The sequence below is a fragment of the Devosia sp. RR2S18 genome (assembly GCF_030177755.1).
Lineage (GTDB): Bacteria > Pseudomonadota > Alphaproteobacteria > Rhizobiales > Devosiaceae > Devosia > Devosia rhizosphaerae.
In genome coordinates this window covers 3,597,692-3,620,251 of record NZ_CP126539.1, presented here as the reverse complement: position 1 = coordinate 3,620,251, position 22,560 = coordinate 3,597,692, and the positions used below count along the sequence as shown (strand labels likewise).

Here is a 22,560-nt window from a genome sequence, read left to right as displayed (position 1 = left end):
TCCCCCTCGGGGGGGAGGGTAAGTAAGGGGGCTCGCCAAGCATGATCGAAGCGCCTAAATAACCGTTCGCGCGCGCAACGCCTGGCTCAGCGTTCCCTCGTCGAGATAATCCAGCTCGCCCCCTACCGGTACGCCATGCGCCAAGCGGGTGACCTTGAGCTCCATCCCGCCCAGCCGGTCGGTGACAAAGTGCGCCGTGGTCTGCCCTTCCACCGTGGCGTTGATCGCCAAGACGATTTCCTTGAACGCGCCAGCGCGCCCGACTAGGGCATCGATGCTGAGATCGTCCGGGCCCACGCCATCGAGCGGCGATAACACGCCCCCCAGCACATGGTATTTTACGGCGCCGACTCCGGCACGTTCCAGCGCCCAGAGATCGGCCACGTCTTCCACCACGATCAGCATGCCGCTCTCGCCTCGGCGCGGGTCCGAGCAGATCGAGCAGGGGCTGATCGTATCGACATTGCCGCACACCTCGCAGGTGCGCACCGCGGCCACGGCCCGGTCGAGCGCCGCCGACAACGGGATCATCAGCTGATCCTTTTTCTTGATCAGCTGCAGCACGGCACGGCGGGCCGAGCGCGGCCCCAGGCCCGGCAGGCGGGCCATTAGCTGAATCAGCTGTTCAATCTCGGGTCCGCCGGATGGCATCTCAGGAACTCATCGGTATTTTAGTGGCGGAGCCCTCCCGTGCGGGTCAGTCCTAGAACGGGAACTTCATGCCCGGCGGAATGGGCAGGCCGGAGGTCACTTCGGCCATCTTCTTCTGCATTTCCTCCTCGCTGCGCGATTTGGCGTCGTTATGCGCGGCGATGATCAGGTCCTCGAGCACCTCGACATCGTCATCCTTGAACAGGCTGGGGTCGATCTTGAGGCCCTTCATGTCGCCCTTGCCGCTCAGCGACACGGTCACCATGCCGCCACCGGAGCGGCCTTCCACCACGAGCTCGGCAAGCTCGGCCTGCATGGCCTCCATCTTGTCTTTCATCTCGTTGGCGGCCTTCATCATGCCCATGATGTCTTTCATTCGTCGTCCTCCTCGGGTGGTGGCGGGGGTAGCTCGGTTTCGGGTGTGGCGGGGTCGTCCCGCACGGTGACATTGACAACCTTGGCGCCCGGCCAGGTTTCCAGAATGGCCTTCACCAGCGGGTCGTCATGCGCGGCGGCGGTTGCCGCCTGCTGCCGCTGTTCTTTTTCTTGCCGCAAGGTCAGCCCCTCGGGCGCCTTGGTCGAAACGGTGACCAGCCAGCGCTGTCCGGTCCAGGCCTGGAGGCGCGCTGAGAGAGTGCCGATTATGCCGGGGTCCACGCCCTCGGTGAGGACCACCTCGATACGGCCCTGCTCGAACGAGACCGGCCGCATCGAGCCTTCAAGCGCCAGCTTTACCAGAACGTCGCGCTTGGCCGTGGCCAACGCAATCAATTCCTTGTAGCTCGAAACGGTCGCCAGCGCCGCCTGGGCCTGTGGTGCATCAGGTTGCGGCGCAACGGCGTTCACCGGCTCCGGCTGCGACGATTCGATCCGCAAGGCATTGCCACCGCCGCCCCCGCTGGCTCCGCCATTGCCGCTGGGCAAAGAGCGGCTGGGCTGGGCTGATGGGGGCAGCGCCGGCGCGGGAGCCGGCTGGTTGGAGAGCTTGGCGATCAATTCGTCGGGGCTGGGGAGGTCGGCAGCATAGGCCAGCCGGATCAGCGTCATCTCTGCCGCCTGCAGCGCATTGCTGGCGCGGGCGACTTCCTCATGGCCCTTGAAGAGGATCTGCCAGGCGCGTGTCAGGGCGCGCATGGCTAGCTTGCCGGCAAGATCGGCGCCGCGCGTCCGCTCGTCGGGCGTCAGCGACAGATCATCGGCCGCCGCCGGCACCACCTTGATGCGCGTCACCAGATGCGTGAATTCGGCGAGATCGGCGAGCAGCGTCTGTGGATCGGCGCCCATGTCGTAGAGCGCCTTCAGCGTGGTCAGCCCATCCGCGATGCGCCCGCCCATCACGTCCTCAAAGAGATCGATCACCCGGGCCCGGTCACCCAGGCCCAGCATCGCCTTGACCGTTGCAGCGGTCACCATGCCATTGCCGTGCGCAATCGCCTGGTCGAGGAGGGAGAGATTGTCCCGCGCCGAGCCTTCGCCCGCCCGAACGATCATCGCCAGCGCCTCGGGCTCGAAGCCGATGCCTTCCTGATTGAGGATGGATTCGAGATAAGCCGTCATCACCTCGGGCGTGATGCGTCGCAGATCGAACCGCATGCAGCGCGACAGGATTGTCACCGGCACCTTGCGGATCTCGGTGGTGGCAAAGATGAACTTCACATAGGGCGGCGGCTCTTCGAGCGTCTTCAGCAGTCCGTTGAAGGCCGCCGTCGAGAGCATATGCACCTCGTCGATCACGTAGACCTTGTAGGGCGCCGACACCGGTCCATACTTCACCGAGTCGATGATCTCGCGGATGTCGCCAATGCCGGTATTGGACGCGGCGTCCATCTCGACCACGTCGACATGGCGCCCCTCGATGATGGCGCGGCAATGCTCGCCTTCCACGCTGAGATCGAGGGTCGGCCGGCGGCCAGCGGCGTCTTCATAGTTGAAGGCCCGCGCCAGAATGCGCGCGGTGGTGGTCTTGCCCACGCCGCGCACCCCGGTCAGGATAAAGGCATGGTGGATGCGGTTCTGCTTGAACGCATTGTCCAGCGTCTGCACCATCGCATCCTGTCCGACCAGCGTCGTGAAATCGCGCGGGCGGTATTTGCGGGCGAGCACCAAATAGGGCGAGGTCGCAGCGTCAGCCATCCTGCCCTTCCATCCTCTGGTTTATCGGGAATCTGCCTGTGATCATCCGATCATCATAGGGCGTGGTAGGAGGCTGGCAACGACCCGTGAGGATCTCGTTGGGGCTGCTTCCTTCCGGACCTGACCCGGTTGGCGAGGAACACGTCCGCGCCAACCTCCCGAGGGGCTATATGCGAATTTATGGGCCCGAACGCAAGGCCTCACTCTGCGAAGAGGTCGCGCAATACCGCGAGCGCGTGATGCAAGGTTTGGGGATCAATGGTGCCGAGGCGCCGCACAAATTTAGCGTGGTCCACCGAGCGCAACTGGTCCAGCAACAGCAGCCCGTCCTTACCCTGGAACGCGGTAGCGACCCGAAAGCGCGTAAGCCTGCTGCCCGAAGTCAAAGGAGCCACGGTCGCCAGCCGCAGGTGTCGATTGATGTCGTCGGGAGAGACAACGACTACCGGACGGGTCTTTTGGATCTCGGCCCCAACGGTCGGGTCAAGCTTGGTCAGCCAGACCTCCCCGCGAGCTACCAAGTCCAGTCCTCATCCGCGTCATTCGCGAACTCGGGCCAAACCAGTTCATCATCGCCCAGCGCAGCCAGACGCGCAGCGTCTTCCGCCCAGCCTTCCCGAACAGACTTGCGCAACGGTTCGATGACGATTTTGCCGTCGACTACGCTCAAATCGACCTTGTCGCCTGCGCCCGCGCCAATCTCCTGCAGCATGGGCTTGGGAATGACCACGCCGGCTGAATTGCCGATTTTTTTGACTGCCGTTTCCATGGTGACAATCTAGCCCCGGACGTTGTTCGTTACAACATCGTTATAACAAGCGGTGCTCGCGCGGTGGATGCACCAGCGTCACCAGCACAACCGAGATCAACATCAAGAGGTACCAGGAGCCCAGCTTGCTCCAGCTAACCAACGACCAACTGTCTTCCTGGCCCGGATAGATCCAGGCCCGCGACCAGGTGCCGATGTTCTCCGCAATCCAGATAAAGACCGCCACAAGAAGAAACGCCAGCAGGATCGGCATGCGATGCCTGAAGCGGAACACTCGATAATGCATGGTGGTGCGCCAATAGAGCAGGGCAGTTGCGCCGAACAGCACCCAGCGGAAGTCGTAGATATAGTGGTGGCTGAAGAAGTTGATGTAGACCGCGACCGCAAGGATCGCCGTCATCCACACCGGGGGGTAACGCGAGAAGGTGACGTCGAAAATGCGCTGCGTGCGCGCCATGTAGCTGCCGACACAGGCATACATGAACCCGGAAAATAGCGGCACGCCACCGATGCGCAGCAGCGCTGCTTCGGGATAGACCCAGGAACCAACGGCGGTCTTGAACACTTCCATGCCCGTCCCGACCAGATGGAAGATGAGGATGACCCGCGCCTCTTCCAACGTCTCCAGCCGGAACGCAATCATGCCCAGTTGGATCGCCAGCGCCGCGAGGAACCAGAAGTCGTAGCGGTTGAGGCCCAGCTCGGGCCACCAGAGGCGCGTCAGGAGGATCATGGCTAGCATCAACCCGCCAAATAGGCATGCCCAGGCCTGCTTAAGCCCGAAGACGATGAACTCCACCACGCCGTCGGCGACCCGTCCGCGCGGCAGTCGCGCGAGCACGCGATGCGCGGCCCGGTCGATCTCCGCCTCGACGCTGGTGAACCGAATTGCCATGCCCGCCCTTGCCCCCAGAGGTGCGGCTGTTTATGCCCTTTCCAAGAGCGCCGAATTGTGGCCGTCCCCGTACGGCCTCCCATACAAGTGAGAGTGCCCCGTGGCCAGACGCCGCCCGACATCCCTGCGTACGTCCGTTGAAGATATTGCCGCCTCCAAGCGCGCCCCGCAGACCCCGCAGACCGAATCCCCCACCTATAAGCTGGCCTTTGCCGACGATGATTTCCTCACTTCCGAGGATATTCGCGGCGTCCGCTTCCAACTCGAATATCTCAAGCCCGAATTCCACCTGCGCGAGCGCGGCATCAATTCCACCGTGGTGCTGTTTGGTGGTGCCCGCATTCCCGAGCCGGGAAAGCCGGCCTGGGCGGCCAAGAACGAGACGCAGAAAGCCAATCTCGAAAATTCCGCCCGCTACTACGAGGAGGCCCGCCGCTTCGCGCGCCTTGCCTCCGAGACAGCCAAGATGCTCGACTACAAGGAGTTCGTCGTCACCACCGGCGGTGGTCCCGGTGTCATGGAGGCGGGCAATCGCGGTGCCGCCGATGTGTGCGCACCGTCTATCGGGCTCAATATCGTGCTGCCGCACGAGCAGGCCCCCAACAGCTTCGTCACCCCCGACCTCTCGTTTAATTTCCACTATTTCGCCACCCGCAAGATCCACTTCCTGATGCGCGCCAAGGCCATTGCCGTCTTCCCGGGCGGCTTCGGCACGCTGGACGAGTTCTTCGAAGCGCTGACGCTGATCCAGACCGGCCGCATGGACCGGGTGCCGGTGTTGCTGTTCGGCGCTGATTTCTGGGGCAAGGTCATCGATTTTCAGGCGCTGGCCGATGCCGGCACCATTGCTCCTGATGACCCCGAGCTCTTCACCGTGGTCGATAGTGCTGAGGAAGGCTGGGACGTGGTCTGTCGCTTCTATGGACTTGAGCCCACCGAGGACGTGTTCCTGGGCGATTGAACCGGCGGCCTGCTCCCTCATTATCTCACCAGACCCGCCTTTGCCGCGCGCTGGCCCCCTTGATCTTCCTCAAACAGGAGTAGCATCCGTGCAGCACTATGAAATGGTGGTCATCGGCAGTGGCCCTGCCGGACGTCGCGCCGCCGTGCAGGCAGCCAAGCTCGGCAAGTCGGTGCTCGTGGTGGAGAACCGCCTGCGCTTGGGTGGCGTGTCCGTGCATACCGGCACCATTCCCTCCAAAACGCTGCGCGAGACGGTGCTCAACCTCTCCGGCTGGCGCGAGCGGGGCTTTTATGGGCTCTCCTACCGGGTCAAGAAGGACATCCAGGGCAAGGATCTCGGCGTCCGCCTCAAAAAGACGCTGGATTATGAAATCGAGGTGCTCGAGCACCAATTCGCCCGCAATGGCGTCAAGACCTTCGGCGGCAAGGCGCGGTTTCTCGACGCCAAGCGCATCTGCGTCACCGATCATGAGGGCGAAGAGCACACCTTCGGCTTCGACCATGCCGTGATTGCCGTGGGCACCGCGCCCTATCGGCCGCCTCATATCCCCTTCAACAGCCATTCCGTGCTCGACAGCGACAGCGTTGCCGAGGAGCCGCGAGTGCCGCGCAGCCTCACTGTGGTAGGTGCTGGCGTTATCGGCATTGAATATGCCACCATTTATTCGGCGCTCGATGTGCCCGTTACCATCGTCGAGCCGCGCGAAACCATCCTCGATTTCATTGATCGCGAGATCATCGAGGAATTCATTTCGGAACTGCGCCAGCGCGGTGTCACGTTGCGCCTGGGCGCCCGCGTCGACAAGGTCGAACTCGACGAAGATGGCCACCCCAATGCCATCCTTGCCGATGGCCGCCAGTTGCGCTCCGACATGCTGCTCTATGCCGCTGGCCGGGTCGGGGCCACGGCCGATCTGGGTCTCGATTGCTGTGGCGTGGTGCCCGACGCCCGCGGCCGGCTCAAGGTCGATCCGCTGACCTTTCAGACCGAAATCCGCAACATCTATGCCACCGGTGACGTCATCGGCTGGCCCTCGCTAGCCTCCACCTCCATGGAGCAGGGGCGCATCGCCGCCCTCCACGCCTGCGGCGCCGCCATGCCGCCGGCACCCGAGTTCTTCCCCTATGGCATCTATGCAGTGCCCGAAATTTCTACGGTCGGGCTGACCGAAGCCGAAGTGCGCGAGCAGGGAGTTCCCTATGAGAGCGGCGTCGCCCGCTTCCGGGAGACGTCGCGCGGCCACATCATGGGGCTGCAGTCGGGCATGATGAAGATGATCTTCTCGCTTGAGACGCGAAAGCTCCTCGGCGTCCATATCGTTGGCGAAGGGGCGACCGAACTGGTCCATATCGGCCAGGCGGTGCTCAACCTCGGCGGCACGCTCGATTATTTCGTCGAGAACGCCTTCAACTATCCCACCCTTGCCGAAGCCTACAAGATCGCCGCGCTCGACGCCTGGAACCGCATGCCGCACCAGACGCCTATCGCGCAAGGTCATGCGTAAGCACAGGACCCACTGGCGTCCTGGCGCCGGCAAGGCGTAGGATCGCTGCGTTGCGGAACAAGAACCTCATGAGCGAACACGTCGACGCCATCATCATCGGTGCGGGCCAATCCGGCCCGTTTCTTGGAGCCAAGCTGGCGAGCGCCAACAAGAAGGTCGCGCTGATCGAGCGCGAGCATCTTGGCGGTACCTGCGTCAATGATGGCTGCACGCCCACCAAGACGCTGGTGGCCAGCGCCCGCGCGGCTTGGATGGCGCGGCGTGCCGGTGACTACGGCGTCGGCATCAAGGGAACGGTCACCGTCGACATGAAGGCGGTGATGGCGCGCAAGGACAAGGTGGTCGGCGCTTCGGTCAAGAGCCTCCACGAGTGGATCGGCGGACTTGAGACGCTCGAATACATCAAGGGCTCTGGCAGCTTCGTCTCGCCCACCGAAGTGACGGTGAATGGCCGCACGCTCACCGCACCCCAGATTTTCATCAATACCGGCGCCAGCCCGATGATCCCCGACTGGCCAGGCCTCGATCGGGTATCCTACCTCACCAACAGCTCCATTCTCGAGCTTGATGTCTTACCAAGCCATCTGATCATCATCGGCGCCAGCTATGTGGGGCTGGAATTTGCGCAGATGTATGCCCGCTTCGGCTCCAAGGTTACCGTCATCGACCGCGGCTCACGCCCCGCCAGCCGGGAGGATGAGGACATTTCGGCGGCCGTGCGCAAGATCTGCGAAGCCGAGGGTGTTAGCTTCCTCTTCAACACGACGGTTGAAGCGGTCGCTCGCGCCGGAAATGGCCAGCTGCTGTCGCTCAAGACGGGGGAGCGGAGAGCTTCGGTGGAGGGTTCACACCTGTTGATCGCGTTGGGTCGCAAGCCCAACACGGCCGAACTCAATCTGGCTGCCGCCGGCCTCGAGCCCGACAAACACGGCTATATCCCCGTCGATGATCATCTTCGTACCAAGATCGATGGCATCTGGGCCATGGGGGACGTCAACGGCCGCGGCGCCTTCACCCATACCTCCTACAACGACTTCGAGACTGTCGCCGACAATGTGATCGAGGGCGGTAGCCGCTCCATCGGCGGCCGGGTCCCGGTCTACGCCCTCTATATCGACCCACCGCTCGGCCGCATCGGCATGAACGAGGCCGAGGCGCGCCAGTCGGGCAGGCAGGTGCTCTCAGCCACTATGCCCATGAGCAAGGTGGCGCGCGCTCGTGAGCGCGGCGAAACCGAGGGCCTGATGAAGGTGCTGGTCGACGCCGACACCAAGCGCATCCTCGGGGCCTCGCTCCTGGGCATCCAGGCCGACGAGGTAGTGCAATCCATGTTGCTGCTGATGACGGGCGATCTGCCCTACACCACGCTCACCAACACCATGTTCATCCACCCAACGGTGACCGAACTCCTGCCCAGCCTCTTCGCTAATCTCCAGCCGCTCGACGACAAGCAGTAGGCTCCCACCTGGCACCATATTCTCCTTACCCTCCCTCTCGCGGTGAGGGTAAGGAAGGGGGCTGCCAGATCCTACTGCAGCGCTTGGAGCGCGCGGGCAAAGCGGGCGGAGATCTCCGGGTCTGCCGGCAAGCCCTGCGAGGCAGCAGTCGCCGGTGCGGCGCGATGCGGTGCTATAGCCGCGCTATCTCTCCTACGGCTCGGCGCCTTGGCCGGCTGGCGCGGCTCTGGCCCAAGGGCAAAGAACCCAAGCAAAGCGCTTAGGCTGAGCGCTGCCATCGCAATGATCTGCCAGTCCATGGTCCACCTCCTTGGCTCACGGAGAAGATACCCCACTGAGCACCAGAGGAAATCGAAACACTTTGTTAACACTAACGGCGGGCGCAGCTAAACCGTAGGTACGGTTGATATTCTCGGCCAGCGCGTGATCATCTGGCCTGCTACGACGCGCTATCGAGCTCGAGCGACGTGATGAAGTCCCGCTCCATGCCAAGGCCATGCCATTCGCCATGGCTTTCGCTGTCGAAGATCAGCGTATAGGGGCCGCTATAGCCCGTCGCTTCGGCAAGCCTGACGCAGCGGCCGTAATCTCCCGCATCGAGCTGCCCGTCGATGAACTGTGCCTTGGCGTGGCAGAGCTCCGCCCGCCCGAAGATCGACTGCAGGTCAGGATATTTGTTGGGGCCGCTCCAATTGCCGAAATCGCCGAGAAGGCCGATCCGGCCGTCGAGCTTGTCGAGCAGGAAGTGTACATGGGCCGGTTCGGCTAGGAGGTCGAACCAGTTCTCGGTAACCAGCCGCATCGAGGAGCCTGCATTAGCGTCGCTCAGCGCCGTCAGCGCCTTGACCGAGCGATCCAGTGCATCGCGCGTCGGCTTCTGCTTGCCGGCGATGATGCGCGCATTCTCGGCCCCCAGTTCCCGGGCGACTTCCAGCCAGCTGGCGACCCAGGCCGTGTCGCGCGCCCCATGCTCGGGATGGCTGATATCGCCGGCATCAACGAGAAAGGTCTGCAGTCGCACATTGGCGACCCGGAGCTGGTCGCGGAGTTCTCCCAAATAGACCGGGTCGCGGCTGCGCAGGTGGAAGGAGACGATTTCCAGCCGATGGTAGCCGTGATTGGCCAGCACCGAAGGCAGGCCCAGCAGCGATTCCTCGCCCTCCCCGTAGGTCGCATCCTCCGGTCCCACGTCCAGAGTGGTCAGATCGTGCGGATAGGTGGTGCCCAGGAGGCGGTGGAGCGACCAGGTGGATACGGCGATGCGGTCGGCACTGATGGTGGCCATTGTCTCTTCCCGGACTCTTGTTTCGTTCTTGTTGAGAGACAGTCTGGACCGGCAGGTTGTCCGCAGCAAGGCGACAAAACGCGCCGTGCACAGCGCAAAATGCGTTCAGAATCCCTTCATCTTCGCTGACGGAACCGCGCTCAGATCCGGTAAATCCTTGTTGCATTACGATGAAAGAGCTGCGCCTGCTCGTCCGCACTGGCCCCTCTCACCAGCTCAAGTGAGGCATCCACCCACCGCGTCAGCGACCCATTAAGGGTTACCACCGGATGGTCCGAACCCCACACCACTCGGTCCCAGCCAAAGCTTTCGATCAGATGTTCGACATAGGGGCGGATGGTCTCCACCGTCCAATCGGCCCGCGCATTGGTGACGATCCCCGACATCTTGACGCTCACATTGGGGAGCTCTGCCAAGCACTTGATGTCCTCCCGCCAAGGGTCCAGCCTATCGTGGGCGACATCGGGATTGCCGCAATGATCAAGGATAAACCGCACCTCGGGGGCCTTCTTGGCGAGCGCTGGTCCCAGGTGCAGTTGATCGGCCCGAAGGCAGAGATCAAAGCTGAGATCATGCTCGGCCAAGCGGCGGATGTTCTCCGCGAACAGCTCTGGCTGGCTGACCTCATCGGGTACCTCATGCAGAATGCGGCGCAATCCTTTTACGCTCGGCATCGCCGCGACCCGCTCCAGATGCCGAGGAAAATCAGCACTCTCCGGCCGGCACGCGGCAATCGCCCCCACGACCTGCGGCAGCTCCAGCACGAACTCGGTTTCCGCCTGCATGTCCTTTTCGGCGACGTCTACCTCCATATGCAGCGCCGCTTCGATGCCCAGACTGGTGGCTTCCGCCCAGTACTGCTCGGCAGTCCAGTCGCGGTCGAGCGGCTTCCCGGCAATCCAAGGATAGGAGAAGCGACCCCGATAGATGAGGTGGAGGTGAGTATCGATGATTTTCATGTTCTCTCCTCGACGGCTGCGGGTGCCCGCTGTGAAATCTCGTGCCCTGCTTGGCGCAGCAATTCCAGCGAAGTCTGGAAATCGGGTGCGGCTTCCGTGTCGAGGCGCTGGGTAAACGGGCAGGTCAGAACGGCGATCACCGTCCCGAGTGGGCCCAGGATCGGCACCGAGAGGTTGGAGACGCCCGGCACCTGGGCGCTTGGCATGGCCTCATAGCCCTGCGCGCGAACCGCGCCCAGTCGGCTTTCGAGCTCCCGCGGCATCGTCTCAGGGCTACCGAAATCCTGCTCCTCTAGCATTAGCAGCCGCTCTTCCGGCGTGGCGAAGGCAAGGAAAACATGGCCGGAGCCGGTGTTGACGAGACTGATACGGGAGCCCACCCGGATCGAAACGTTCCAGTAGCCCGGCCCATCCACCTGGGCCACGACGACAAGGATATTGCGGTCCTGCACCACGAGGTGAACCGCCTGTTCGCTTTTGAGAGCGAAGGTCCGCATCACCGGTGTCGCCTGGCTGATCAGCCGGTGCAGTGGCGGCTTGCGATGCGCCAGCTCGAACAGCTTGAGGGTGATTTCGTAGCGATCCTCTGGGGTGCGGCGCACATAATCCCGCCGGACTAGCCGGTCGAGCATGCGGTAGATCTCGTTGGGCGAGCGGTCGAGCGCCTTGGCAATTTCGGCCTGGCTGAGCCCGTTATCACTGCCCGCGAGCAGTTCGAGAATATCCAGACCCTTGTCCAGCGCCGGGGCGCGATAGCGCTCCACCTCGTCACCGATCATTCGATCCGCTGCTCCCCTGCCGCAATCTGCCGACCTCCGGTCAGTCCGGTTTGGCGCATACTGACATGTTAGGCGTGGACAGCCTAGTTCATTTGTGAATAGACTGTTCGTATATGCGCAGCGCCAAGACTGCGATGGGAGGAAATATGCGGCTTTCGGGTAAGCGCGTCTTTGTTTCGGCTGCTGGTCAAGGCATCGGTCGCGCCAGTGCTTTGGCCTGTGCCGCGGAAGGCGCCGAAGTCGTCGCAACGGACGTCAATCGGGATACCCTCGCTAGCCTCGCCGGGGAAAACCCGAACATCACGACGGTGCAACTCGACGTTACTGACGCAGCTGCGGTGGAGAGTTTCGCCGCCAGCCAAGTCCCGTTCGACGGCATCTTCAATTGCGTTGGTTTCGTGCACAATGGGACCATTCGCGACGTCACCGATGCCGATTGGGACTTCAGCTTTGATCTCAACGTCCGCTCCATGTTCCGCGTGACCAAGTCGCTGCTGCCGGGCCTGCTCGAACGCGCTGAGGCGACCGGCGGCGCCAGTGTGGTCAACATGGCCTCCATGGCAGGATCAATAAAGGGCTTTCCCAACCGCCTGCTCTACGGCACCACCAAGGCGGCGGTGATTGGTTTCACTAAGGCCATGGCAGCCGATTTCGTCAAACAGGGGCTGCGGGTAAACGCCGTCTGCCCGGGCACAGTGGACACGCCATCGCTGCGCGGCCGCATCGCCGCTTCACCTGATCCGGTGCAGGCCGAGAAGGACTTCGTCGCCCGCCAACCGATGGGGCGCCTCGCCACGGTCGAGGACATCGCGCCCATGGTGGTGTTCCTCCTATCGGACGAATCCCGCTTTGTCTCCGGCCAGACCATGCTGGTCGATGGCGGCGTGACGATCTGAGGCACCCCATGACACCGCTCGTCGAAATGATCGACATCGACAAGAGCTTCCCCGGCGTCAAGGCGCTAAGCAGGGTGCGCTTCGAACTGCTGCCGGGCGAGGTCCATGCGCTGATGGGCGAGAACGGCGCCGGCAAGTCGACGCTGATGAAGATCCTGTCGGGCGTCTACGGCAAGGATGGCGGCGTAGTCCGCCTCGATGGCAAGCCAGTGGACATCACCTCGCCGCGCGAGGCCCAGGACATGGGCATCGGCATCATCCACCAGGAACTCGCGCTGATGCGCGACCTGACGGCGGCGCAGAACATCTTTATCGGTCGCGAGCCGCGCCGTGGGTTCCTCCTTGATGAAGGCGCGCTCAATCGCCAGACGCAGGCAATCTTCGATTCCATGAACCTGAAGCTCGATCCGCGGGTCAAGGTCGAGACGCTCACCATTGCCAAGCAGCAGATGGTGGAGATCGCCAAGGCACTTTCCTACAAGAGCCGCGTACTCATCATGGATGAGCCGACAGCGGCGCTCAATGATGCCGAAATCGCCGAGCTCTTCACCATCATCAACCGCCTCAAGGCAGAGGGCGTTGGCATCGTCTATATCAGCCACAAGATGGACGAGATCAAACGTATCTCGGACCGCGTCACCGTCATGCGGGATGGCGAATATGTCGGCACCGCGCCGGCGGCAGATACCCCGATCGAGACCATCATTTCCATGATGGTTGGTCGCACCCTCACCACCGAGCGGCTCGAAATACCCAATCTCGCTGATGCACCCGTCGCGCTCGAAGTACGTAATCTCCGTCGTGGCCGCGAAATACGCGATGTCAGCTTTTCAGTGCGCCAAGGGGAAATTCTCGGGTTTGCTGGCCTCATGGGGGCTGGCCGGACCGAGGTAGCGCGCGCGATCTTTGGCGCCGACCGCCGTGAAGGAGGCGAGATCTGGGTCCATGGGCAGCGGGTCGGCATTTCCTCGCCGCAGGATGCAGTCGCCGCCGGCATCGGCTATCTCTCCGAGGATCGGAAGCACTTTGGTCTCGCGACCGGGCTTGATGTCCGCAACAATATCGCGCTGGCCAGCCTCAACCAGTTCATGCGCGCCGGTGGCCTGATCGATGACGGCGCCATGCGTGACACGGCTAAGAAATATATCAGCCAGCTATCGATCAAGACACCGAGCGACGTGCAGGAAGCCCGGCTGCTGTCGGGCGGCAACCAGCAGAAGGTCGTCATTGCCAAATGGCTGCTGCGCGACTGCGACATCCTGATCTTCGATGAACCGACCCGCGGCATCGATGTTGGCGCCAAGTCTGAAATCTACAAACTGCTCAACAATCTGGCGGCCGATGGGAAGGCGATCATCGTGATCTCCTCTGAACTCCCCGAGGTGCTGCGCCTTAGCCACCGCATCGCGGTGATGTGTGAGGGCCGGCTCACCGGTTTTCTGCCGGGCGGCGCCAGCCAGCAAGAAATCATGCGGCTCGCCACTCAGCGAGAAAGTGCCATGGCGCCCACGCAAACGGAACGGAGGACGGCATGACCGACACAGCAGCGCCCGCGGGCAAGCCCAACGGCATCCAGGTCTCGGGTGCTTTCCATAAGCTCCTCGCCTTTTCCGGCTTGATCGCGCTGATCCTGGTGTTCAGCCTGGCGTCTCCCAATTTCATGCAAACGCAGAACGTGCTGGCAATCCTGCAGGCCACCTCGGTCAATGGTGTGCTGGCTATCGCCGCAACGCTCGTCATCATCACCGGCGGCATCGATCTCTCGGTCGGCACGCTCATGACCTTCTGTGCGGTGATCACGGGCGTGGTGTTGACCTATCTGGGTCTGCCGCTGCCGCTGGGCATCCTCGCCTCCATTCTTGCGGGGACCACCAGCGGTCTGATCTCGGGCAGTATCGTTGCTAAACTCAAGGTGCCGCCCTTCATTGCCACCCTGGGCATGATGCTGATCCTCAAAGGGCTGTCGCTGGTCATCTCGGGCACCCGCCCCATCTATTTCAACGACACCCCAGGCTTCACCCAGATCGCGCAGGGCTCCATCGTTGGCACCATCATCCCGGCTGTACCGGTGCCCAATGGTGTGCTGATCCTTTTTGCCGTTGCGCTGCTCGCCGCCTTCATTCTCGGCAAGACTGCGCTGGGCCGCTATACCTTTGCGCTCGGCAGCAATGAAGAGGCTGTCCGGCTGTCTGGTGTCAACGTCGACCGCTGGAAGATCGGCGTCTATGCGCTCTCGGGCAGCATCGTCGGCGTGGCGGGTCTCCTGATCGCCAGCCGCCTCAACTCCGCACAGCCGGCGCTGGGCCAGGGTTATGAACTCGACGCCATCGCAGCCGTGGTTATCGGCGGCACCTCGCTGTCGGGCGGTCGCGGCACCATTCTGGGCACGCTGATCGGTGCGCTCATCATCTCCGTGCTGGCTAATGGCCTGCGCATCCTTTCGGTGGCTCAGGAATGGCAGACGGTGGTGACCGGCTCCATCATCATCCTGGCCGTCTATGCCGATATCCTGCGGCGCCGCTCATTATAGGCGCCGACCGAAACTGCGCCTCACCGGCGCCAACAAGAGGGCAACAAGCCCCGCCCATACGAAGACCTACACACTAGGGAGGACCCCATGCTTACCAGACGTACCCTGCTCGGCGCCATCAGCGCCCTCGCACTCCTCACCGCCGGCGGCACCGCCGTCTCTGCGCAGGAGAACTACGACATCGCCCTCATCTCCAAGGGTTTCCAGCACCAGTTCTGGCAGGCTGTGAAGGCCGGTGCCGATCAGGCTGCCGAAGAACTCGGCGTCACCGTCACCTTCGAAGGCCCCGAGAGCGAGTCGCAGGTCGATCGCCAGATGGACATGCTGGCCGCAGCACTCTCGCGCCAGCCCGATGCCATCGGCTTTGCCGCGCTTGATTCGCAGGCCGCAACCCCGCTGCTGCAGCAGGCTGACGATGCCGGCATCCCGATCATCGCTTTTGACTCCGGGGTCGAGAGCGACATTCCGCTCAGCACCGCCACCACCGACAACGTCGCCGCTGCAGCGCTCGCCGCCGACAAGATGGCAGAGCTCATCGGCGAAGAAGGCCAGGTCGCCGTCGTCGCGCACGACCAGACCAGCCGCACCGGCATCGACCGCGTCGAGGGCTTCGTCAACCGCATCGAAGAAGCCTATCCCAACATCGAAGTGGTGACGGTCCAGTACGGCGGCGGCGACCAGTTGCAGTCGACCGAGATCACCAAGTCGATCCTACTCGCCAATCCCGAGCTCGACGGCATCTTCGGTGCCAATGAAGGCTCGGCCATCGGCGTTGCCAATGGCAAGCAGGAACTGGGCAGCGAGGTCGTGGTGATCGGCTTTGACTCCGGCGCCGCTCAGAAGGGCATGGTCGAGTCCGGTCTGATGGCCGGCGCCATTACCCAGAACCCGGTCGGCATCGGCTACGAGACCGTCAAGGCCGCCGTCGGCGCGCTCAACGGCGAAGAATTGCCCGAAGTCATCGACACGGGCTTCTACTACTACGACGCTTCCAACATGAACGACCCCGAGATCGCGGCCGTTCTCTACGACTAACAACCACGAGCCGGGCTGGACGACGTGTTCAGCCCGGCTTTTTCACGCCCGGGGCTTTCATGACGACCATCACCGATATCGCCACTTTCGATCTGCGCTTTCCGACCTCCCAGACGCTTGATGGTTCGGACGCCATGAACCCCGATCCGGATTACTCGGCCGCCTATGTCATCCTTCGGACCGATGGAGAGCATGAAGGCCATGGCCTCACTTTCACCATCGGCCGCGGCAACGAGGTCGTGGTCGCCGCAATCGAAGCCCTGCGCGGTCGCATCGTTGGGCTCGATACCGCCTGGATTGCCGAAGACCCCGGCCGGTTCTGGCGCCACATGACCGGCGACAGCCAGCTGCGCTGGATCGGCCCGGACAAGGGGGCCATGCATCTGGCGACCGGCGCTGTGGTCAACGCCGCCTGGGACCTGCTCGCCAAGGAGGCCGGCAAGCCGGTCTGGCGCTATGTCGCCGACATGACACCCGAGCAACTCGTTTCCATCATCGATTTCCGTTATCTCACCGACGCCTTAACGCCCGACGAGGCGCTCGCCATCTTCACCCGCGCCCAGGAGGGCAAGGCGGAGCGCATCGCTACCCTCGAGCGGGAAGGCTACCAGTGCTACACCACCTCGGCCGGCTGGCTGGGCTACAGCAATGAAAAGCTGACGCGGCTCGCCACCGAGGCGGTCGAAGCGGGCTTTGACCACATCAAGATGAAGGTGGGCCGCGACCTCGACGACGACATCCGCCGCCTCGAAATCGTCCGCGCTATCATGGGGCCGGAGCGTTATCTGATGATCGACGCCAACCAGGTCTGGGAAGTGGATGAGGCCGTCGATTGGGTCAAGGCGCTCAGCCGCTTCAATCCCTTCTTCATCGAGGAGCCGACCAGCCCCGACGATGTTCTGGGCCACCGCACCATCCGCAACGCCATCCACCCCATCAAGGTGGCGACCGGCGAAATGTGCCAGAACCGCATCCTCTTCAAGCAGTTCATCACCGAAGGCGCCATCGACATCGTCCAGATCGATGCCTGCCGCATCGGCGGACTCAACGAGGTGCTTTCGGTGCTCCTGATGGCCGCTAAGTTCAACCTGCCCGTCTGGCCTCATGCCGGCGGGGTGGGGCTATGCGAATATGTGCAGCACCTCTCGATGATCGACTATCTTGTGGTGTCAGGAACGAAAGAGGGCCGGGTGATCGAATATGTCGATCACCTGCACGAGCACTTTATCTACCCTTGCGTCATCGAAGACGCAGCCTACATGCCGCCCAGGCTGCCGGGTTTTTCGATCCAGATGAAGCCGGAAACAATCCGCGACTACCAGTTCAAGCACTAGGCGGGAGACCCCTACCCAGCCTCCCCCTGAGAGGGGGAGGTGTCGCTCCACTCTGTCGAATTTCGGTGGTACCCCGTTCACCCCCCCTCAAGGAGAGGGTAGGGTGGGGGGCCTCTTGCGTTCGTCTAGGGATCAGTTCGCCCACTCGCCGGCACGCATCACCGGCTCACGCGAGCCATCGGCATGGACGCCATCGATATCGATATTGTCCGAGCCGATCATCCAGTCGATATGGATCAAGCTGCGGTTGCCGCCCTGCGCATAGATCTGGTCGGGCGTCAGGTCCTTGCCACCCTCGAAACAGTCCGCATAGCACTGACCCATGGCGATGTGGCTAGCGGCGTTTTCGTCGTAAAGCGTGTTGTAGAACAGCAGCCCCGAGGCTGAGATCGGCGAGGAATGGGGCACCAGCGCCACTTCACCCAGGTGTCGCGCGCCTTCATCGGTGTCGAGCACCTTGTTGAAGATGTCCTGCCCTTCCGATGACTTGAACTCCACCAGTCTGCCGCCCTCAAACCGGGCATACATGTCCCGGATCAGCGCGCCATTGTGGCTGAGCGGCTTGGTGCCGCTGACATGGCCCTCTACGCGCAGGCGATGCGGCGTGGTGAACACTTCCTCGGTCGGAATGTTAGGATTGCAGGTGATGCCGTTCTTGGCTTCCGAGGCGCCACCCTTCCAGCGATGCCCGTCGGCAAGTCCAATGGTGAGATCCGTGCCCGGTCCGGTATAGTGCAGCGATGCGAACTGCTTCTCGTTGAGCCAGGTCCAGCGCTTCTTGAGCTCGGCATTGTGCGCCTTCCAGGCGCCTACCGGATCGTCATTGTCGACGCGGGAGGCCTTGAAGATGGCGTCGGCGAGCTTGCCCACGGCCACCTCTTCGCTGTCATCAGGGAACATCAGCTTGGCCCAGGCGGGGCTTGGATAGGAAACGATGTTCCAGTTGATGTCGAACCCGGTGATGAGCTGCAGGGCAGGTTTATAGGCGGCTGAATTGGCGCGCATGGCCCGGCTGACCTTGTCGGGGTCCTGGCCGGCCAGCATCATTGGGTTGTCGCCCGCAATGGCGAGCCGCGCGGCATTGTTCTTGAACGCCTCCGCCATGCCCGCATAGAGCCAGCTGGCCGCCCTGTCGAAGCTCTTGTCGTTGGCATGTTTGTAGCGGGCGAGCGTGGCTTCCTCGTCCGAATAGATGGTCGTGACCAGCCCGGCACCTGCCTTATAGGCGTGCTCGGTGATGCGGCGGACCAGCGGCGCCGCTGTCATCGGCGCGGTCATCACCAGATCCTGTCCGTCCTGCAGCTGCAGGCCGACCTTGATGGCGACTTCGGCGAGCTTGTCCAACTTTTTAAGGTCGATCGTCATTGGGCATTAGCCTCTTGTTTTCGGATTCGCTGAGCCGACCCTAGCGCCCTGCGCGGCGCGATGCCAGCGGGGCAAAACCGCCCAAGGTTTGATCTCGATCAAGGCGAGAAGGGCTCGTGTGGAGCACTTTCGTCCTCGACATCAATCGGGAGGCTCCCATGGCCAATCTTCACCTCGTCCTTCTCGCCCTTTTTGGCATTTTCGGCACATTTGCGGCATTATGTAGGAAACGCATGTAGCTGAATCCACGCCACAAAGGGCGGGCGCAGTGGACTGGACGTACAGGAAAGATTCTTTTGAAAGACGTGTTGACTCCTGAGACGTCGTGCGGATACCGTCACGTCCAAGGAGATACCCGATGTCTATCGTCCCGCAGGAATCCATCCACGCTATGTTGCATCGTCGCCTTTCCGAACTGGAAAGCGCGATCGAGCTTGCGCGGGCGGCCCTAAAGGAGATGGAAGACGAGCGCGACTTGGCCTCCAAGATCATCCGCGAGAACCGTCTGCAGAAGTCGGGGCCCACCCAACAGGAAGGGACGAGGCAGCAGGAAGGAGACAGCGGATCCGCGGCGAACGGTGCAACTGACGGCCGAGGGGCCGGAGGAATGACCATCAAGCAGATGGCTTTGGCCGTGCTGGCAGATCATCCTGACGGTCTAAGCAACAGCGGCATCTTTGAGGCTATCAGGTCCAGGTTCGGCCAGGAAATTCAGCCTAAAAGCCTATCCCCGCAGTTGGGGCGGCTGGCCGATAGGGACAATAAAATCGTCAAGGAGAATGGCGTCTGGAAATTGGCAGAAAAAAACGCCGGGTAAAACCCAGCGTTTTTTCAATGCCCAACAGTCAGCGAACGTAGCTCAACTGGTAGAGCATTTAGGTTGCCCACCTAAAAGGTTGCGGGTCCGAGCCCCGTCGTTCGCTCCATTTCTCCCGGAACAAGGTGGCGTTGTCAAGTCAGCTTGTTCCGGGAGATTCCCAACGGTGCACCGGCGTCGTCAAAAATCATCCGCACACCAGCTTTTTCAAGGGCTTGCTGCATCGCGACCAGGTTATTCGGGATCGGCGAGCGGCGTCGCTTCTCGAAGTCCCGCACCGTGCTCAACGATACATTTGCGGCCTCGGCCAACTGCTGCTGGGTCCAGTCCAGCCAGCCGCGGGCAGCTCGGCTTTGCTCAGGGGTGATCTGTGACATCTGACAACTATATTAACCAACGTCAACGAATAGCACTGGCATTGGGCGAATCGACGCTTATCTCCAACCCCAACGATAACCGTTGGACTGGAAATGGGCCAGCACTTCCTGCTCTCTGCTGCAGCGCGGACGCTATCCGTGGCGAAGGTCGCCAGGATGGGCGAGGAGGAGGCATGGAACCTGTTCCGGGCGATCCGCTGGTCCGAGACGGACGGTGAACCTTACTGTCCTGATTGCGGTTCCTTGGCCACCTATCGCCACAAGTCCAGGAAGATCTTTAGTTGCCAGGCCTGCGGCCGACAGTTCAGCGTGACCAGCGGCACGATCTTCGCCAGCCGGAAGATGGCCATCCGCGACCTCCTCGTGGCGATCGCCATCTTCGTCAATGGTGTCAAAGGTCATAGCGCCCTGCAACTGTCCCGCGATCTCGATTGCCAATACAAGACTGCCTTTGTCCTGGCCCACAAGCTGCGCGAGGCCTTGGGCGCCGAAACCAAGGAGCGGCAGGCTACTGGAACGGTGGAAATCGACGGCGCCTATTTCGGCGGCTACGTGAAGCCCTCCAACTATGTCGAGAACCGCCGCGACCGACGCCTAGCCCGCAACCAGACCGGCAAGCGCCAGGTGGTGGCCGTCATGCGGGAACGTGGAGGAAGGACACTTCCTTTCGTGGTGCCCAAGGAGTCCCTATCGGTCCCGATCATGGAGAAGCGGATCAGGCTGGACAGCATCATCCATGCCGACGAGGCTTATGGCTGGGATCCGTTGCACCTCTTCTACGAGGTCAAGCGTATCAATCACCAAGAGGCCTATTCGCATGACGGTGCTTCGACCAACCAGGCCGAGAGCTTTTTCTCGCGCATTCGGCGGGCCGAGATCGGCATGCACCACCACATCGCCGGCCCATATCTGGAGTCCTATGCCCTGGAGATGGCCTGGCGCGAGGACACCCGGCAGATCAATAACGGCGAGCAGTTCCTGCTGATGATCCTCGCCAGCCTCTCCCACCCTGTCTCCAGGGTCTGGAAGGGCTACTGGGAGCGTCGGAAAGTATCGTCGCCGGGTCAGGAAGCGCCAGCCTAACATCATCCACCTTGAATTTTTCGATTATTTCAGTTATTTCAGATGAAGCGAAAAACAGAGGAGCTGATCATGAGCACTTCGCAGGTCAAGTTCGACAGTTTCGACGAGCCTACGCGCAACCAGGCGATGGCGGCGTTAAAGGTGTTGAACGCCAACGACGGACATGACGTCAAGCTGCCCGTGGGCAGTAGTTTGGCCCAGATACTTCGCCGGTTCGTGCAAGTGGCGCTGGATGCCGGTGGCGTTGCCTATGGCCCGCTCTCGTCCGATCTGTCGCCGGAACAGGCGGGGAAGATCCTGGGCATCTCCCGACCTCTCGTCGTCCAACGCATGGAGGATGGTCGCCTACCGTTCCACTATGTAGGGGCGCATCGCCGTTGCTCCTTGAAGGATGTTCTCGAGCTGAAAGCCGTCGAGGAAAAGCAGAACCAGATCATGCACCAACTCTACGATGAACTCGATGCCCTTGAACCCGACCACAAGCCGTGAGCGCATAACGGTCCTGGCCGATGCCAACGTTCTCTATTCCAACGACCAGCGGAACATCCTGATGACCTTCGGCGTCGAAGGGGTGATCCGTCTGCGCTGGACGGACGAAATCGAGGACGAGTGGGTAAAGAATCTCGTCCGGAACAATCCTGGGGTTCTTCGGGAAAACATCGAGCGCACCTGCCGGCTCATGCGCAATGCGATATCGGACTATGACGTTTCAGGGTACGCAACCCTAACGGCGGCAACTGGCGACACGGACGCCAAAGACAGGCTGCCGCGGCCATAGCTTGCAAACCATCTACATTGATCACTTGGAACATTAAGGACTTCGACAAGCGGACTTTGTCGAATGAAGGAGTCAGTGTCGAAACACCTGACCATCTCCTCTGCCGTGTGTTCGATGGCAATCCCGCCTTAGTTCATGCTGCCGCCGAGAAGGCCTACGGGTTTGTGAGGAAGAATGGTGGGAAACCCAGTTGGCCGGATTATCTCGATATTCTTGCAACAAGGGGAGCGCCGTCGTCGCTGAGGGAATTTGCGAAAAGGTTGCGCACATTCATTCCCGAAGATGTGCCTGAGCAGATATCCACCAGCGAGATGGATATCGATTTAGTCGAAGTGGAAGAAGTCGTCGAGCCGCCCGCCGGTGGCCCCAAAGGAGGTAAGTGACCTCATTCGTGATCCTGGCCCGCCAAGGCACCTTGATGGTGGCGTTGTCCTGTATGATCGGCAAGCTTCCACACTACCACGTTCGACACCTTGCCGATCCGCTGGATACGACCGCCTCGCTTCTCCTGCAGTCTCAGTGCCTGAACGACGCGGAACGCGACTGACGTCTTCAGATGTCGGTCGGGATTGGGAAATTCCTTCCTGTCGATGATCCAGTCAGACAGCTGGCGTGTATCCAGCGGACCAGCCTGCAGCGCCTCTGTGCAGTAACTCACGATCTCTCGGCGCTTGAAGAGCTGCGCCATGTTGTAATGCGTCGGGAATTCTTCTCCGGCCCGTGGAGGCTGGAACATGTGCATCGTCGCCAGGACGTGCGACAGGGCGGCCTTCGTCTGCTCCAACTCGCGTTCTAGACGTACGATATGGCTCCTCAGATCGTCAGCCTTCGTATTCAGCGTATTGATGACCTGTAGTTCGGGCATTGGGGACTCCTGACCGTGACGCCGGAATGCTGCCATGCTCGAGAGGACACCTGAATATCAGACTACATGCGTTTCCTACATAAT

At 61.8% G+C, this 22,560-nt stretch carries 26 protein-coding genes, 1 tRNA gene and 1 other RNA gene; 14 read left to right on the top strand and 14 right to left on the bottom strand.

Annotated features, from left to right (window positions below):
* Positions 1-54: 54 nt before the first annotated feature.
* The 7 genes from recR to QOV41_RS17870 all read right to left on the bottom strand — a co-directional run bounded on the left by recR (position 55) and on the right by QOV41_RS17870 (position 4,448).
* Positions 55-651, bottom strand: a complete 597-nt coding sequence (recR, locus tag QOV41_RS17900) for a recombination mediator RecR (protein ID WP_284578203.1) — start codon at positions 649-651, stop codon at positions 55-57.
* Positions 652-703: 52 nt separating this feature from the next.
* Positions 704-1,027 carry a YbaB/EbfC family nucleoid-associated protein gene (locus tag QOV41_RS17895; RefSeq protein ID WP_284578202.1) on the bottom strand — a complete coding sequence of 108 codons (324 nt, stop codon included), beginning with the start codon at positions 1,025-1,027 and terminating at the stop codon, positions 704-706.
* On the bottom strand, positions 1,024-2,784 hold the full coding sequence (locus tag QOV41_RS17890; protein ID WP_284578201.1) for a DNA polymerase III subunit gamma/tau: 1,761 nt from the start codon (positions 2,782-2,784) through the stop codon (positions 1,024-1,026). Before QOV41_RS17890 ends, QOV41_RS17895 begins: the two co-directional genes overlap by 4 nt.
* Positions 2,785-2,848: 64 nt before the next feature.
* Positions 2,849-2,944, bottom strand: an RNA gene (gene ffs, locus QOV41_RS17885) — signal recognition particle sRNA small type.
* 40 nt (positions 2,945-2,984) lie between these two features.
* Entirely contained in the window at positions 2,985-3,305 is a 321-nt protein-coding gene (locus tag QOV41_RS17880; RefSeq protein ID WP_284578199.1) for a type II toxin-antitoxin system PemK/MazF family toxin, read from the bottom strand.
* The gene (locus tag QOV41_RS17875; RefSeq protein WP_284578198.1) at positions 3,299-3,553 is read right to left on the bottom strand and encodes an AbrB/MazE/SpoVT family DNA-binding domain-containing protein; all 255 of its coding nucleotides are present in this window, start codon (positions 3,551-3,553) and stop codon (positions 3,299-3,301) included. The genes QOV41_RS17880 and QOV41_RS17875 overlap by 7 nt, the downstream gene beginning before the upstream one ends.
* 40 nt (positions 3,554-3,593) lie before the next feature.
* Positions 3,594-4,448: a DUF817 domain-containing protein gene (locus QOV41_RS17870; RefSeq protein WP_284578197.1), complete on the bottom strand. Its 855-nt coding sequence runs from the start codon at positions 4,446-4,448 to the stop codon at positions 3,594-3,596.
* Positions 4,449-4,548: 100 nt separating this feature from the next.
* On the opposite strand from QOV41_RS17870, the gene QOV41_RS17865 reads away from it, so the two are divergent.
* The 3 genes from QOV41_RS17865 (at position 4,549) to QOV41_RS17855 (ending at position 8,373) form a co-directional block, all read left to right on the top strand.
* On the top strand, positions 4,549-5,409 hold the full coding sequence (locus QOV41_RS17865; protein ID WP_284578196.1) for an LOG family protein: 861 nt from the start codon (positions 4,549-4,551) through the stop codon (positions 5,407-5,409).
* An 88-nt stretch (positions 5,410-5,497) separates the two neighbouring features.
* Positions 5,498-6,916 (top strand): Si-specific NAD(P)(+) transhydrogenase, encoded by a 1,419-nt coding sequence (sthA, locus tag QOV41_RS17860; RefSeq protein WP_284578195.1) that lies wholly within the window; start codon positions 5,498-5,500, stop codon positions 6,914-6,916.
* Positions 6,917-6,984: 68 nt separating this feature from the next.
* Complete coding sequence (locus QOV41_RS17855) at positions 6,985-8,373, top strand: FAD-containing oxidoreductase (protein WP_284578194.1); 1,389 nt, start codon at positions 6,985-6,987, stop codon at positions 8,371-8,373.
* Between the two features lie 71 nt (positions 8,374-8,444).
* Here the strand turns inward: QOV41_RS17855 and QOV41_RS17850 are convergent, their stop codons facing one another.
* The 4 genes from QOV41_RS17850 to QOV41_RS17835 all read right to left on the bottom strand — a co-directional run bounded on the left by QOV41_RS17850 (position 8,445) and on the right by QOV41_RS17835 (position 11,396).
* Positions 8,445-8,672 (bottom strand): hypothetical protein, encoded by a 228-nt coding sequence (locus QOV41_RS17850; protein WP_284578193.1) that lies wholly within the window; start codon positions 8,670-8,672, stop codon positions 8,445-8,447.
* Between the two features lie 140 nt (positions 8,673-8,812).
* On the bottom strand, positions 8,813-9,658 hold the full coding sequence (locus tag QOV41_RS17845) for a sugar phosphate isomerase/epimerase family protein (RefSeq protein ID WP_284578192.1): 846 nt from the start codon (positions 9,656-9,658) through the stop codon (positions 8,813-8,815).
* 140 nt (positions 9,659-9,798) lie between these two features.
* Positions 9,799-10,617, bottom strand: coding sequence for an amidohydrolase family protein (locus QOV41_RS17840; RefSeq protein ID WP_284578191.1), 819 nt, complete (start codon positions 10,615-10,617; stop codon positions 9,799-9,801).
* Complete coding sequence (locus QOV41_RS17835) at positions 10,614-11,396, bottom strand: IclR family transcriptional regulator (protein ID WP_284578190.1); 783 nt, start codon at positions 11,394-11,396, stop codon at positions 10,614-10,616. Before QOV41_RS17835 ends, QOV41_RS17840 begins: the two co-directional genes overlap by 4 nt.
* 146 nt (positions 11,397-11,542) lie before the next feature.
* Here QOV41_RS17835 and QOV41_RS17830 point away from each other — a divergent pair, with 146 nt between their 5' ends.
* The 5 genes from QOV41_RS17830 to QOV41_RS17810 all read left to right on the top strand — a co-directional run bounded on the left by QOV41_RS17830 (position 11,543) and on the right by QOV41_RS17810 (position 17,191).
* Positions 11,543-12,292, top strand: a complete 750-nt coding sequence (locus tag QOV41_RS17830; RefSeq protein ID WP_284578189.1) for an SDR family oxidoreductase — start codon at positions 11,543-11,545, stop codon at positions 12,290-12,292.
* A gap of 8 nt (positions 12,293-12,300) precedes the next feature.
* Entirely contained in the window at positions 12,301-13,827 is a 1,527-nt protein-coding gene (locus QOV41_RS17825; protein ID WP_284578188.1) for a sugar ABC transporter ATP-binding protein, read from the top strand.
* A complete protein-coding gene (locus QOV41_RS17820; protein WP_284578187.1) occupies positions 13,824-14,822 on the top strand; it encodes an ABC transporter permease in 999 nt (332 codons plus the stop codon). The genes QOV41_RS17825 and QOV41_RS17820 overlap by 4 nt, the downstream gene beginning before the upstream one ends.
* A gap of 87 nt (positions 14,823-14,909) precedes the next feature.
* A complete protein-coding gene (locus QOV41_RS17815) occupies positions 14,910-15,857 on the top strand; it encodes an ABC transporter substrate-binding protein (protein ID WP_284578186.1) in 948 nt (315 codons plus the stop codon).
* Positions 15,858-15,916: 59 nt separating this feature from the next.
* Entirely contained in the window at positions 15,917-17,191 is a 1,275-nt protein-coding gene (locus tag QOV41_RS17810; RefSeq protein WP_284578185.1) for an L-fuconate dehydratase, read from the top strand.
* Between the two features lie 132 nt (positions 17,192-17,323).
* Here the strand turns inward: QOV41_RS17810 and QOV41_RS17805 are convergent, their stop codons facing one another.
* Complete coding sequence (locus QOV41_RS17805; protein ID WP_284578184.1) at positions 17,324-18,556, bottom strand: aminopeptidase; 1,233 nt, start codon at positions 18,554-18,556, stop codon at positions 17,324-17,326.
* Between the two features lie 358 nt (positions 18,557-18,914).
* Between QOV41_RS17805 and QOV41_RS17800 the strand changes: the two genes are divergently transcribed.
* Positions 18,915-19,373 carry a hypothetical protein gene (locus QOV41_RS17800; RefSeq protein WP_284578157.1) on the top strand — a complete coding sequence of 153 codons (459 nt, stop codon included), beginning with the start codon at positions 18,915-18,917 and terminating at the stop codon, positions 19,371-19,373.
* 31 nt (positions 19,374-19,404) lie between these two features.
* Positions 19,405-19,482, top strand: a tRNA-Gly gene (locus QOV41_RS17795).
* Positions 19,483-19,507: 25 nt separating this feature from the next.
* Here the strand turns inward: QOV41_RS17795 and QOV41_RS17790 are convergent.
* Positions 19,508-19,750, bottom strand: a complete 243-nt coding sequence (locus tag QOV41_RS17790; RefSeq protein ID WP_284578159.1) for a helix-turn-helix domain-containing protein — start codon at positions 19,748-19,750, stop codon at positions 19,508-19,510.
* A 93-nt stretch (positions 19,751-19,843) separates the two neighbouring features.
* Here QOV41_RS17790 and QOV41_RS17785 point away from each other — a divergent pair, with 93 nt between their 5' ends.
* The 4 genes from QOV41_RS17785 to QOV41_RS17770 all read left to right on the top strand — a co-directional run bounded on the left by QOV41_RS17785 (position 19,844) and on the right by QOV41_RS17770 (position 21,994).
* Positions 19,844-20,833, top strand: coding sequence for an IS1595 family transposase (locus tag QOV41_RS17785; RefSeq protein ID WP_284578160.1), 990 nt, complete (start codon positions 19,844-19,846; stop codon positions 20,831-20,833).
* 69 nt (positions 20,834-20,902) lie between these two features.
* Complete coding sequence (locus QOV41_RS17780) at positions 20,903-21,322, top strand: MerR family transcriptional regulator (protein ID WP_284578162.1); 420 nt, start codon at positions 20,903-20,905, stop codon at positions 21,320-21,322.
* Positions 21,300-21,611 (top strand): hypothetical protein, encoded by a 312-nt coding sequence (locus QOV41_RS17775; RefSeq protein WP_284578164.1) that lies wholly within the window; start codon positions 21,300-21,302, stop codon positions 21,609-21,611. The genes QOV41_RS17780 and QOV41_RS17775 overlap by 23 nt, the downstream gene beginning before the upstream one ends.
* A 17-nt stretch (positions 21,612-21,628) precedes the next feature.
* The gene (locus tag QOV41_RS17770; RefSeq protein ID WP_284578165.1) at positions 21,629-21,994 is read left to right on the top strand and encodes a hypothetical protein; all 366 of its coding nucleotides are present in this window, start codon (positions 21,629-21,631) and stop codon (positions 21,992-21,994) included.
* Between the two features lie 2 nt (positions 21,995-21,996).
* Here QOV41_RS17770 and QOV41_RS17765 read toward each other — a convergent pair whose 3' ends face one another.
* Entirely contained in the window at positions 21,997-22,476 is a 480-nt protein-coding gene (locus tag QOV41_RS17765; RefSeq protein ID WP_284578166.1) for a hypothetical protein, read from the bottom strand.
* Between the last annotated feature and the right edge of the window lie 84 nt (positions 22,477-22,560).

What these genes read in the sequence shown, in the direction of transcription:
- QOV41_RS17890 (WP_284578201.1), bottom strand. Translation starts at nt 2,784, where the DNA reads ATGGCTGACGCTGCGACCTCGCCCTATTTGGTGCTCGCCCGCAAATAC.
- QOV41_RS17820 (WP_284578187.1), top strand. Translation starts at nt 13,824, where the DNA reads ATGACCGACACAGCAGCGCCCGCGGGCAAGCCCAACGGCATCCAGGTC.
- QOV41_RS17845 (WP_284578192.1), bottom strand. Translation starts at nt 9,658, where the DNA reads ATGGCCACCATCAGTGCCGACCGCATCGCCGTATCCACCTGGTCGCTC.
- QOV41_RS17800 (WP_284578157.1), top strand. Translation starts at nt 18,915, where the DNA reads ATGTCTATCGTCCCGCAGGAATCCATCCACGCTATGTTGCATCGTCGC.
- QOV41_RS17780 (WP_284578162.1), top strand. Translation starts at nt 20,903, where the DNA reads ATGAGCACTTCGCAGGTCAAGTTCGACAGTTTCGACGAGCCTACGCGC.
- QOV41_RS17815 (WP_284578186.1), top strand. Translation starts at nt 14,910, where the DNA reads ATGCTTACCAGACGTACCCTGCTCGGCGCCATCAGCGCCCTCGCACTC.
- QOV41_RS17840 (WP_284578191.1), bottom strand. Translation starts at nt 10,617, where the DNA reads ATGAAAATCATCGATACTCACCTCCACCTCATCTATCGGGGTCGCTTC.
- QOV41_RS17790 (WP_284578159.1), bottom strand. Translation starts at nt 19,750, where the DNA reads ATGTCACAGATCACCCCTGAGCAAAGCCGAGCTGCCCGCGGCTGGCTG.
- QOV41_RS17830 (WP_284578189.1), top strand. Translation starts at nt 11,543, where the DNA reads ATGCGGCTTTCGGGTAAGCGCGTCTTTGTTTCGGCTGCTGGTCAAGGC.
- QOV41_RS17850 (WP_284578193.1), bottom strand. Translation starts at nt 8,672, where the DNA reads ATGGACTGGCAGATCATTGCGATGGCAGCGCTCAGCCTAAGCGCTTTG.
- recR (WP_284578203.1), bottom strand. Translation starts at nt 651, where the DNA reads ATGCCATCCGGCGGACCCGAGATTGAACAGCTGATTCAGCTAATGGCC.
- QOV41_RS17855 (WP_284578194.1), top strand. Translation starts at nt 6,985, where the DNA reads ATGAGCGAACACGTCGACGCCATCATCATCGGTGCGGGCCAATCCGGC.
- QOV41_RS17805 (WP_284578184.1), bottom strand. Translation starts at nt 18,556, where the DNA reads ATGACGATCGACCTTAAAAAGTTGGACAAGCTCGCCGAAGTCGCCATC.
- QOV41_RS17785 (WP_284578160.1), top strand. Translation starts at nt 19,844, where the DNA reads ATGGGCCAGCACTTCCTGCTCTCTGCTGCAGCGCGGACGCTATCCGTG.
- QOV41_RS17825 (WP_284578188.1), top strand. Translation starts at nt 12,301, where the DNA reads ATGACACCGCTCGTCGAAATGATCGACATCGACAAGAGCTTCCCCGGC.
- QOV41_RS17875 (WP_284578198.1), bottom strand. Translation starts at nt 3,553, where the DNA reads ATGGAAACGGCAGTCAAAAAAATCGGCAATTCAGCCGGCGTGGTCATT.
- QOV41_RS17895 (WP_284578202.1), bottom strand. Translation starts at nt 1,027, where the DNA reads ATGAAAGACATCATGGGCATGATGAAGGCCGCCAACGAGATGAAAGAC.
- QOV41_RS17765 (WP_284578166.1), bottom strand. Translation starts at nt 22,476, where the DNA reads ATGCCCGAACTACAGGTCATCAATACGCTGAATACGAAGGCTGACGAT.
- QOV41_RS17810 (WP_284578185.1), top strand. Translation starts at nt 15,917, where the DNA reads ATGACGACCATCACCGATATCGCCACTTTCGATCTGCGCTTTCCGACC.
- QOV41_RS17835 (WP_284578190.1), bottom strand. Translation starts at nt 11,396, where the DNA reads ATGATCGGTGACGAGGTGGAGCGCTATCGCGCCCCGGCGCTGGACAAG.
- QOV41_RS17870 (WP_284578197.1), bottom strand. Translation starts at nt 4,448, where the DNA reads ATGGCAATTCGGTTCACCAGCGTCGAGGCGGAGATCGACCGGGCCGCG.